Genomic DNA, 10,638 nt, shown 5'->3' on the forward strand with positions numbered 1-10,638 from the left:
AGTTTATAATACATGGAAAATTATATATCTTTAAAAAGTACGGATATAATTTTAAAAAATGTGTTTTAATAAAAGGTATAGCATAAATTTAATTAGAATATTTTCTTATGATTGGGGGAATTGTATGAAGAAAATATATATGGATTTTGAAATGAACATGAACAATGCAAAAAATAAAAGGGAAGGATTTAAAGCTGATTTAATAGCAATCGGGGCTATAAAGTATGATACAAAAACTAAAGAAATAGAAAAGTTTAAGTCGTTAATAAAACCTATTTTTACAAAGACAGTTTATCCTCATATAGAAGAATTAACACATATTACAACTGAAGATTTGGAAAACGCTCCTACTTATGAGAGTGTTATGAGATCATTTAAACATTGGTTGGGAAATTTTGATGAAATAGAGGGGATTTACACTTTTGGAAATTTAGATTTAACTTGTTTTAAAAATACGGATAGAATAAGTTCACAGAAAAATAACCATCCTCGATTTTTAAACAATATCCAAAGTTTTTTTGTAGACATTAAAGAAAAATATTTAAGATATGGAATTAAGTGTATGAACTATATATCTCTAACTCACTTATTAGAGTTATCAAATACAGAGTTTAGTGGAGATGCACATGACCCTTTATATGATGCGTACAATTTACATATCTTAGATGAAGTTTTAGAAAAAGACCAAGATATAAGAAATTATTTAATAATTCAAGATATAAATAAAAATCCTTACAATCAAATAGATACTAGTATAGATTCTAAAATAAAAGATTATGAAAGATACTTATATCATAATGAAGGCAACTATACTATTGACGAACTATCTATAGATATATTGTCTATGGTTGGGAGATATGTATATTCAACTAGACAAATAAAAGTTAGAAATATAGACTTAGTAAAAGACATAATGAAAAAATTGGATACTGTAGATAAGCTAAGAGGCATAAAAGATGGTTATTTCTATGTTTTAAATAATTTTTATCTTGATTTAATGGATTTATATGGAGATGCACTTTTATATAAATTAAGTCAAGAAGAATATGAAGACGAGATGGATAATATTTTAGATTTATTTATTGAAGATATGGAATATGAAAACATCTTTATAGATATAAAAGTAGAATTTGAGCCGGCTGAAAGTTTGACCTAAGCTAATTGATAAAAAATCTTCCTCGAGAAGATTTTTTTAATGTAAAAAATATATCTAAATACTACTAAATTAGTATATCTATATATATTATGGTATAATTTCAATTATAGAAATAATTAAAATCTAATAAAAATTTGATAGGTGATTATATGGTTATAAGTGAATTAGTCAAAAAACAAAAATGCTTTTTTGAAACAGGAAAAACTAAAGATATAGATTTCAGAATAGAATCACTAAATAAATTATATAAAGCTATAAATAAATATGAGGGTAAAATAGAAGAAGCATTAAAAAAAGATTTAAATAAATCTAAATTTGAGTCTTATATGACTGAAATTGGAATTACACTTAGTGATTTAACATTTATAAAAAAAAGAGTAAAGAAATGGTCAAGAGAGAAGAGGGTTTTATCACCGATAAGTCAATTTCACTCTAAAAGTTTTATAAAAAAAGAACCTTATGGAGTTGCACTGATAATATCTCCGTGGAACTATCCATTTTTATTATGTATAGAACCGTTAATTGGAGCTATTGCAGCGGGAAATTGTGCAATATTGAAGGTATCTGAAGATTCAGTACATACATCAAAAGTTATAACTGAGATGATAGCAGAAACTTTTCCAGAAGAGTATATAACTGTAGTAAATGGAGATAAAGAAGTTACAACAGAATTGTTGGAAGAAAAACTAGATTATATATTTTTTACAGGTAGTCCAACAGTAGGCAAAATAATAATGAAAAAAGCAGCACAAAATTTAACTCCTGTAACATTAGAGCTAGGAGGCAAAAGTCCTTGTATAGTGGAGGAAAGTGCGGATTTAAAAGTAGCAGCAAAGAGAATAGTATTTGGTAAATACTTAAACTCAGGGCAAACTTGCGTAGCCCCAGATTATCTATTACTTCAAAATAGTGTAAAAGATGAATTTGTAAAATACTTAAAAGAATATATAGGATTATTTTATACTAAAGAGGCTTTACGAAATGAAGATTATACAAATATAATAAATGAAAGACATTTTAATAGATTAATAAACTTAATAAAAGGCGAAAAAGTAATTTATGGAGGCGATATAGATAGAGAATTATTAAAAATAGAGCCAACTATATTGGATAAAATAACTTTAGACTCGCCTATAATGCAAGAGGAAATATTCGGACCTATACTTCCTATAATAACTTTTGATAATATTGAAGAAGTAAAACATATTATTTTGCAGGGAGAAAAACCTCTAGCACTTTATTTATTTACTAAAAATAAAAAAGTAGAAGCTGATATTTTGAAAAATATATCTTTTGGAAGCGGATGTATAAATGATACAATAATACAACTAGCTACATCAAGAATGCCGTTTGGTGGAGTTGGAAATAGTGGAATGGGTTCATACCATGGAAAATATAGTTTTGATACCTTTACACATGAAAAATCGATTGTAAAGAAATACAATTGGATTGACCTACCTATAAGGTATATGCCTTATAACGATTTAAAAATGAAATTATTAAAATTATTTTTAAAATAAAGGAGATTTAAATGAGTAAATATACAGACGATAAATATATTGTTGTGGATTTAGAAACAACTGGACTAGACCCTTTTAGTGGGTGTGAAATTATAGAAATAGGTGTTACTGAAATAGTAAACAACCAAATAGGAAGAAATTACTCAAGACTTATAAAGCCAAAAGGTATAATACCTTCACATATAACTGGGATAACAAGTATAACTAATGAAATGGTAGAAAATGAACAAAGTTTAGAAACTGTTTTACCAAACTTCAGAAAGTATGTAGGTGATACTACAATAATAGCTCATAATGCAAAATTTGACCTTAAATTTTTAAATTACTATCTTGATTTACTAGGATTAGAACCTATAAATAATCATATATGTACTTTAGAAATGCTAAAAAAATGTAAATCTTATAAAGGTAAAAACAAAAAGTTAGAGACTGCATGCAAATACTACAATATAGTAAATGAACATGCGCATAGAGCAAATAGTGATACACTAGCGACAGCAAAATTATTTTTAACAATAAAAGATGATGTAGAATAAAATGGACTTAGGTCCATTTTTTTTATATAAAATAAAATTCATAAAATAAAACTAATTTCAGATAGGAAATTATATTTATAAAAATAAACGCCCATTATGTTAAGATTTAGATACCTCAAAGACTATAGGAACAAAGCAAATTTGTAAGTAATATATTAAATAAAGAATGTTATTAAAATAGTAATACTACTTGATTATATTTGAATTAGTATATTGAAATGGGGGATATATATGAAAAGTAATAAACTAAATAACAATAATTTGAAAAAAGATTCTATAGAACAAAATGATCCTCAAGTAAGATTAATTCCTTATATTAAAAATGGAGAAAATTTTAGACTTAGAAATAATGCATCTCCATATGGGGTGAAGATGATTGCAGCACCAAATATGTGGAAATCTTCTTATACAGGTAGGGGAGTAAAAATTGCAATTATAGATTCGGGTTGTGATGTTAACCATGTAAGTTTAAAAGATAAGATAGCAGGTGTAAGAAACTTTACCCCTGAAGATATGAAAAATCCCAACATAGTAACAGATAGAATTGGTCATGGGACACATGTTGCAGGAACTATAGCAGCAAAAAATTATTCGAATTTTTTGATTGGAGTTGCGCCAGAAGCTCAGCTATATATATTAAAAGCAATAGATAGAACTGGCTCTGGGAAGGCGAGTTGGGTGATAAATGCGATTAATTATGCTACTGATTTAAATGTAGATATAATATCTATGTCTCTTGGAATGCCAACTAGTGATGATAAATTAGAAAAAGCTATAAAAAATGCAATTAAAAATGGAATATCTGTAGTATGTGCAGCAGGTAATGAAGGTGATGGTGATTATGACGATTTTGAATATTCATATCCGGCTGCATATGTAGATGTAATATCAGTAGGAGCAGTAAATAAAAAAGCAGTTCCAGCATATTTTTCAAATGCAAATTTAGTTATAGACTGTGTTGCTCCAGGTGTTGATATTATTTCAACTTTTCCAAATAACACATATGCTAGTCTTAGTGGAACTAGTATGGCAGCCCCCCATGTTACAGGGACATTAGCTCTTCTCAAAAACTGGTCAGATGATGTATTTCAGAGAGAACTTACAGCAGATGAGTTGTATGCGCAACTAATAAAATTTACAAAAACACTTGAATATCCTAGAACAATACAGGGAAATGGACTTGTGTATTTAAAGCCGAGATAAGTAAGATATTAAAATATATATAAGAGATGAACTATTTTTTTAGAATAATAAAATGGTTCATCTTTTGAATTTGAGCCTCATATTATATAGTAATATAAAGTGGGGAGTTGAAAATCATGATATATATTGATATGGATATACTTACGGATAAGATACAATTCAGCATTTTTAGATATTTTTCTAATACTAAAAAAGTAATAAGAAGAGATGAAATAGTCTTGCCTAGATGTTATAATACAGCCCAAAAGTTGAATTATGTTAGAAATTTAGTGTCTATTTTTATCGAAGAAGATAACATCAAATACTACAAAATTCATATTGGAGACTTAGAAAATAATGAGGATGTTAAGAAAATTTTAGATGATATGGAAGAGGCAATAAAGATGGAAGGGGTATTAGAAGAATTATTTATAAGTAGGGGAGTTGAAAAATGGAAATAAAATCAAAGTTAAATATGAAGATTATAAAAAAAGTGCAGTCACATGGAGCCAATTCATCTTTATATATAGTAGAAGATACACAATTAAAAGAAATTTTTATGTTAAAACAAATAGATAAAAACACTATAAAAGAAAGTAGTAAGTATTTTGATGAAGTAAGAAAAATTAAAGATATAGAAAATAAAAATATAGTAAAAGTAAATTATGCTACTTATGATGACGATAATATATATATATCTATGCCATATTATAAAAATGGCTCTCTACAAGATATACTCCAAAATAGAAATTTAACTGTAAGAGAAATAGTAAAGTATTCTCTAGATATATTAAGTGGAATTTATTATATTCATAAAAATCAAATTTTACATTGTGATATAAAGCCGAGTAATATTTTAATTGATGATTATAATTGTGCAGTTTTAGCTGATTTTGGGTCTTCTATAAATATAAATTCAGATGGAGTAGGCAAACTAAAAAATGTGTACTATAAACATATTGCACCAGAGCAATGTTATAGTTCAAGAGTAGATATGCGTATTGATATTTATCAATTTGGAAACACTTTATATAGAATGTGTAATGGTGAAGAAGAATACAATCGCCAAGTCAAAAAACGAAAAAATCTACCCGAATTAAAAATGGCTATAGTAAATGGTGAATTCCCAGCCAGAAAAAAATACTACCCACATATACCAAGGAAACTAATTGAAATAACTGAAAAATGTCTAAACTTAGATCCAAATGATAGATATCAAAGTGTATTAGAAATTTTAAATGATATGGCAAGAGTCAATACTAACTTAGATTGGAGATATGAAAGAGAAGATAACATTTATAGATGGATAAAAGAAAATAAAAAAATTGTAATGTATAAACAAGATGGAATTTGGAGAGTAAATTATAAAACAAAGGGTGAATTTGAACAAAGTTTTGAGAAATTTTCGCAAGGATTTAGATATATTAGAAAGATTATAAAAGAAGACAATTAAAAATGGGGTTGTTGATTATTTATCCAACAACCTCATTTTTTAATTATTTATTATTCTTCTCTTTAATTTCCTTTTGGATTTTTTTGAGAGCTTTTTTTGAACCCCTTGCAATATCTTTGTTTAATTTGATTTCTTTAAAAGAAGTAAATAAAGTATTTAAATCATAACCTTCTGGATATAAATCTTTAGCTTTTAAGTAAGGTTCAGTTCTCTTTACATTTACTATTATAAATTCGTTATTATATAAAACTTGAACGTTATTGAATTTGTCTATAGGAGAATATACTATTGCATAATCATCTTTGTCTAAAAGTTTTATTTTGTCTCCTACAGAATAATCAAAAGTAGTAGTATGTTTATTGTTTATTAGAGTTTCAGTTCTTATTTTGTTGTTATCAATTAATTTTATTTCATAATCTTTATTGTTTATATAATTAACAGCTTTCTTCAGGACTTTGTCTTTGATTCCCATTTTCTTAGAGATAAATAAAGCATTGCTATTTTGGGAATGTCCTATGGTCAATTTATAAAGAGGTTCTAATGTATCTTTATCAAACATCATACCTGCATTTTCAAAATCAGGGTGTATAGTGGCGTATTTTTTTAATTCACCATAGTGGGTTGATGCAATTGTTATACATCCCATTTCATATAACTCTTCTAATATAGCTATTGCAAGAGCAGCTCCTTCATTTGGTTCAGTACCACTGCCTATTTCGTCTAGAAGTACTAAGGTAGATTTGTTGCTTTTGTTGATTATGGAAGCTATATTTTTAATATGAGAAGAAAATGTGCTAAGTGCATTTTCGATACTTTGATCGTCTCCTATATCGACAAATATATTTTCAAAAATTGATATTGAAGTTCCTTTTTCAGCAGGAATATCAATTCCACATTGTGTCATTAAGACGAGAATGCCGACTGTTTTTAGTGTTACTGTTTTTCCTCCAGCATTAGGGCCTGTTATTATTAAATTTCTGTATTTTTCTCCAATTTCAAAATCAAGAGGAACTATATCCCCTTTAAGTAGTGGATGTTTAGCTTTTACTAATTTAATATAGCCATGATTATTTAAATCTGGTGTTATACAGTTATTATTTAGGCTGTACTTAGCTTTTGCAAATATCATATCGTAAGTAGAAATTACTTCTAGATTTATTTTTATTTCGTTTATATTTTCAAAAATTAATTCTGTTAAATATGATAATATTTTATATTCTTCAATAGCTTCTTCTGATTTAAGTGAAATAAGTTGTGTGCTGAATTTTGATATATTATCGGGTTCTATAAATACGGTACCTCCTTTTGCGGAAATATCTAAGATAGTACCGTTTACATAATTTTTATAAGTTGATTTTATAGGGATAACATATCTATCATCTCTTTTACTTATTAAAAATTCTTGTATATATTTTTTATTTGAACTTGAAGTTAAAAATTTATTAAGCTTTTCTTTTATTTTATCTTCACATGCCTCAATGCTTTTTCTTATTTTTTTAAGCTGGCTTGAAGCATTTGTATTTATTTTATTTGATTTTATACAGTGATTTATTTCTTCTGAAATAAAACTTAAATCTGTTATATTTAATGCATAAGAAGAGAGTGTTTCACCATAAAAGCTCATATTTTTCATGAAAATTTTTATTTTATTGCATCCTCGTAAGAATGCTTCTATTTTCATAAGATCTTCAGTATTTAAGGTTATTCCCTTTTCTAATTTATTTATTAATGGATTTAAATTAAATACACCTTCAAGTGGAATATGTGTACTATTGTTTAATATATTTCTAGCGTCTTTGTTTTCATTTAGTATAGTATTTATAGAATTGATATTTTTCTTAGGTGTTAATTTGTCTATAAGTTCTTTACCAAGAGAACTTACACAGTACACTTTGATTAATTCCTTTAAATCATTTAGTTGTAGTTTTTCTAATGTAGTATTATTCATTTTCGGCTCCTTTATTTATATAAGTTATTTTATATAACCTAGTAAATAAGGAGTTTTTAAGTTGTACTCCTTATTTACTAAGAAGCACCACTTCTAAATTATAAGTTTTATTCAAAAAGCATTCTCCTTTTATTAAATTTATTTGAAACTCTTAATTATATATTATTTAATATAATAGAAATTGTTTTAATATAATAAAAAACAATTATAAATAAGTTTTCCTAAATCATAAAAATTATACTTTAAATCGTAATATATTTATATAAATTAGAATAAAATTATTTATGTAGTATTATATAATATATACGATCATTTTCAAAAGCTTCTTCTACATATAATCCTGCCTGTCTAAACATATTTCTTTGTTGATAAATATCTAAAAGTTTTGGAGTATATATTGGAGCATTTGTTCCTATATATGAGTTTAGTGATTTTCTGCTTTCGGGATGAGCTATTAATAGTTTTCCATCATCTGATAAATTATTTTCGATAAGTTTTTTTGTAGTACTTATTTTGTGTTTTAATAGTGGAAAGACTGAAAAGAGTATTATTTTATCGAAAGTACCTTTTATATCATCTGATTCGACATCAGCCAATTGGAACTCTATATTTTGTACATTTTTAAATTTTTCTTTAGCAATTTCAATCATATTAAGTGATTTATCTACACCTTTTATATTACCTTTTGGATTGTGTTGATGAACAAATGGTATCAACATTCCTGTACCAGTTCCTACATCTAAGATTTTATCATTTTCCTTTATAGAAAATCGATCTAAAATATAGCTTATTTTACAGATGTCCATTATTTTTGTATAATCCCAGTTAATTGAGTTTGAATCTAAAAATTGTGTGTAATCCATGAAAATTTCCCTCCTTACTGCACAATAATTAACATTTTGAAAAAAGTAGCCACGAAAGCAAGTAACCTTCCTGGCTTGACAAAATCTTAATTAAATAATAATATAGAAAGTTAGAAAATGCAACTAATTAGCGCTTGTCTATTTTCGACAAATTGAGATAAAAAATTAAAATATTAAAAAAATACTTGACTTAAAGTTTAATTGAAAATATAATCAATTTATATCAATTAAATTTTACTAAACTGTTGGAAGGATGGTAAATATGTCAGAATACGATAAGTTAAAATTAGATAATCAGTTGTGCTTTTCTCTATATGCACTTTCAAGAGAAGTGATAAAAATGTACCAACCAGTATTATCAAAATACAACTTAACATATACTCAATATGTGACTATGTTAGCTATGTGGGAGCTTGAAAAAGCACCATTTAAAGAAGTAGCTAAAAAGCTTTATTTAGATTCCGGAACGCTTACTCCAGTTTTAAAAAAACTAGAAAGTATGGGTCTTGTAAATAAATACAGAGATAAAAACGACGACCGCATGGTAATTGTAGAATTAACTCAAAAAGCAATCGATTTAAAAGATGACATAAAAAAAGTTCCAGATGAAATGTACTGTAAAATAAATGGTTTGGAAGTAGATGAACTTATTAAATTAAAGAAAAGTTTAGACAAAATGTTAAAGCAGTTAGGCAAGTAATTGTCTAACTAAAAAATAACACAAATTGATTGAATTAAATTAAATTTAAATAAATTAATTATAAATAAAAATATATTTTAGGAGAATAAAAATGAAATTTTACGATTTTAAAGCAAAAAAAATAAATGGACAAGAAGTAGAAATGAAAGATTACGAAGGAAAGGTAGTTTTAATAGTTAATACAGCTAGTAAATGTGGTTTTACACCTCAATTTGCAGAATTAGAAAATTTATATAAAGAATATAAAGATTCAGGATTAGAGATACTAGGTTTTCCATGCAACCAATTTGCAAAACAAGACTCTGGAAGTAATGAAGAAATACATTCATTTTGCCAGTTAAATTACGGAGTATCATTTAATATGTTTGAAAAAATAGAAGTCAACGGGAAAAATGCACATCTACTTTATAGATTTTTAAAAGATGAACAAGGTGGAATAATGGGAAGTGATATAAAATGGAACTTCACAAAGTTTTTAATAGATAGAGATGGAAATGTAGTAAAAAGATATGCTCCAATTGTAAAACCGAGCAAAATAGAAAGTGATATAAAAGATTTATTAAAATAATTTAGCATTAAAATATTTCAAATGAAATTCTTAAAAATAAAAATTATAATCAGATATTGATGTATTTTTTAGTTAAATTTACAAATAATAAAAAAGGATTATAAGTAAATAATTAATAAATATAAAGGAGAAAAATATGATATACGATTATAAAGTTAAAGATACAAACGGCGAAACAACTTCCTTAGATAATTATAAAGGAAAAGTACTTTTAGTAGTTAATACTGCTACGGGTTGTGGATTTACACCACAATATGAAGGGCTTCAAAAATTATATGATAAATATAAAGACAAAGGCTTTGAAGTATTAGATTTCCCATGCAATCAATTTTTTGAACAAGCTCCGGGATCTGATGAAGAAATAAAAAATTTCTGTACAACAAATTATGGTACAACTTTCAAACGTTTCTCAAAAATAGACGTAAATGGTGAAGGTGCGGATCCAGTATATAAATACTTAAGAGGGCAAGCACCAAGTGCTACAGAAGACGAAAAATCTCAAGAGCTATACGAATTTTTGAGCTCAAAAGGATTTAATACGAGCGGTGATGATATTAAATGGAATTTCACTAAATTCTTAATCGATAAAGATGGAAACGTAATAAAAAGATTTGCACCAACTGATGATCCAGAAAAAATAGAAACTGGAGAAATAGTTGGTGGATTTGCTCACAATCAAGTATTCGCATTAGCTGATGCTGTAGTAGATGCA

11 protein-coding genes are annotated in these 10,638 nt (G+C 26.5%); 9 read left to right on the forward strand and 2 right to left on the reverse strand.

Features of this window, described 5'->3' with window-relative positions; all coding sequences use genetic code 11:
• Positions 1 to 124: 124 nt before the first annotated feature.
• From I4U58_RS09660 to I4U58_RS09685, 6 genes are all read left to right on the forward strand, one after another.
• A complete protein-coding gene (locus I4U58_RS09660; RefSeq protein WP_195931094.1) occupies positions 125 to 1,156 on the forward strand; it encodes a 3'-5' exonuclease in 1,032 nt (343 codons plus the stop codon).
• A 149-nt stretch (positions 1,157 to 1,305) separates the two neighbouring features.
• On the forward strand, positions 1,306 to 2,676 hold the full coding sequence (locus tag I4U58_RS09665; RefSeq protein ID WP_195931095.1) for an aldehyde dehydrogenase: 1,371 nt from the start codon (positions 1,306 to 1,308) through the stop codon (positions 2,674 to 2,676).
• Positions 2,677 to 2,687: 11 nt separating this feature from the next.
• Positions 2,688 to 3,212 carry a 3'-5' exonuclease gene (locus tag I4U58_RS09670; protein WP_195931096.1) on the forward strand — a complete coding sequence of 175 codons (525 nt, stop codon included), beginning with the start codon at positions 2,688 to 2,690 and terminating at the stop codon, positions 3,210 to 3,212.
• A 231-nt stretch (positions 3,213 to 3,443) separates the two neighbouring features.
• Entirely contained in the window at positions 3,444 to 4,415 is a 972-nt protein-coding gene (locus I4U58_RS09675) for a S8 family peptidase (RefSeq protein WP_195931097.1), read from the forward strand.
• A 116-nt stretch (positions 4,416 to 4,531) separates the two neighbouring features.
• On the forward strand, positions 4,532 to 4,855 hold the full coding sequence (locus I4U58_RS09680; RefSeq protein WP_195931098.1) for a hypothetical protein: 324 nt from the start codon (positions 4,532 to 4,534) through the stop codon (positions 4,853 to 4,855).
• Positions 4,846 to 5,847, forward strand: coding sequence for a serine/threonine-protein kinase (locus I4U58_RS09685; protein WP_195931099.1), 1,002 nt, complete (start codon positions 4,846 to 4,848; stop codon positions 5,845 to 5,847). The genes I4U58_RS09680 and I4U58_RS09685 overlap by 10 nt, the downstream gene beginning before the upstream one ends.
• 43 nt (positions 5,848 to 5,890) lie before the next feature.
• Here the strand turns inward: I4U58_RS09685 and I4U58_RS09690 are convergent, their stop codons facing one another.
• Both I4U58_RS09690 and I4U58_RS09695 read right to left on the reverse strand, forming a co-directional pair.
• On the reverse strand, positions 5,891 to 7,795 hold the full coding sequence (locus I4U58_RS09690; protein WP_195931100.1) for an endonuclease MutS2: 1,905 nt from the start codon (positions 7,793 to 7,795) through the stop codon (positions 5,891 to 5,893).
• Positions 7,796 to 8,073: 278 nt separating this feature from the next.
• Complete coding sequence (locus I4U58_RS09695) at positions 8,074 to 8,658, reverse strand: class I SAM-dependent methyltransferase (RefSeq protein WP_195931101.1); 585 nt, start codon at positions 8,656 to 8,658, stop codon at positions 8,074 to 8,076.
• Positions 8,659 to 8,920: 262 nt separating this feature from the next.
• Here I4U58_RS09695 and I4U58_RS09700 point away from each other — a divergent pair, with 262 nt between their 5' ends.
• From I4U58_RS09700 to I4U58_RS09710, 3 genes are all read left to right on the forward strand, one after another.
• Positions 8,921 to 9,358, forward strand: coding sequence for a MarR family transcriptional regulator (locus I4U58_RS09700; protein ID WP_195931102.1), 438 nt, complete (start codon positions 8,921 to 8,923; stop codon positions 9,356 to 9,358).
• A 91-nt stretch (positions 9,359 to 9,449) separates the two neighbouring features.
• On the forward strand, positions 9,450 to 9,926 hold the full coding sequence (locus I4U58_RS09705) for a glutathione peroxidase (protein ID WP_195931103.1): 477 nt from the start codon (positions 9,450 to 9,452) through the stop codon (positions 9,924 to 9,926).
• A gap of 136 nt (positions 9,927 to 10,062) precedes the next feature.
• The coding region (locus I4U58_RS09710; RefSeq protein WP_195931104.1) for a glutathione peroxidase at positions 10,063 to 10,638 on the forward strand (576 nt) is incomplete at its 3' end.

The organism is Clostridium sp. 1001270J_160509_D11 (assembly GCF_015667935.1).
GTDB lineage: Bacteria > Bacillota > Clostridia > Peptostreptococcales > Peptostreptococcaceae > Intestinibacter.

What these genes read in the sequence shown, in the direction of transcription:
- I4U58_RS09660 (WP_195931094.1), top strand. Translation starts at nt 125, where the DNA reads ATGAAGAAAATATATATGGATTTTGAAATGAACATGAACAATGCAAAA.
- I4U58_RS09665 (WP_195931095.1), top strand. Translation starts at nt 1,306, where the DNA reads ATGGTTATAAGTGAATTAGTCAAAAAACAAAAATGCTTTTTTGAAACA.
- I4U58_RS09670 (WP_195931096.1), top strand. Translation starts at nt 2,688, where the DNA reads ATGAGTAAATATACAGACGATAAATATATTGTTGTGGATTTAGAAACA.
- I4U58_RS09675 (WP_195931097.1), top strand. Translation starts at nt 3,444, where the DNA reads ATGAAAAGTAATAAACTAAATAACAATAATTTGAAAAAAGATTCTATA.
- I4U58_RS09680 (WP_195931098.1), top strand. Translation starts at nt 4,532, where the DNA reads ATGATATATATTGATATGGATATACTTACGGATAAGATACAATTCAGC.
- I4U58_RS09685 (WP_195931099.1), top strand. Translation starts at nt 4,846, where the DNA reads ATGGAAATAAAATCAAAGTTAAATATGAAGATTATAAAAAAAGTGCAG.
- I4U58_RS09690 (WP_195931100.1), bottom strand. Translation starts at nt 7,795, where the DNA reads ATGAATAATACTACATTAGAAAAACTACAACTAAATGATTTAAAGGAA.
- I4U58_RS09695 (WP_195931101.1), bottom strand. Translation starts at nt 8,658, where the DNA reads ATGGATTACACACAATTTTTAGATTCAAACTCAATTAACTGGGATTAT.
- I4U58_RS09700 (WP_195931102.1), top strand. Translation starts at nt 8,921, where the DNA reads ATGTCAGAATACGATAAGTTAAAATTAGATAATCAGTTGTGCTTTTCT.
- I4U58_RS09705 (WP_195931103.1), top strand. Translation starts at nt 9,450, where the DNA reads ATGAAATTTTACGATTTTAAAGCAAAAAAAATAAATGGACAAGAAGTA.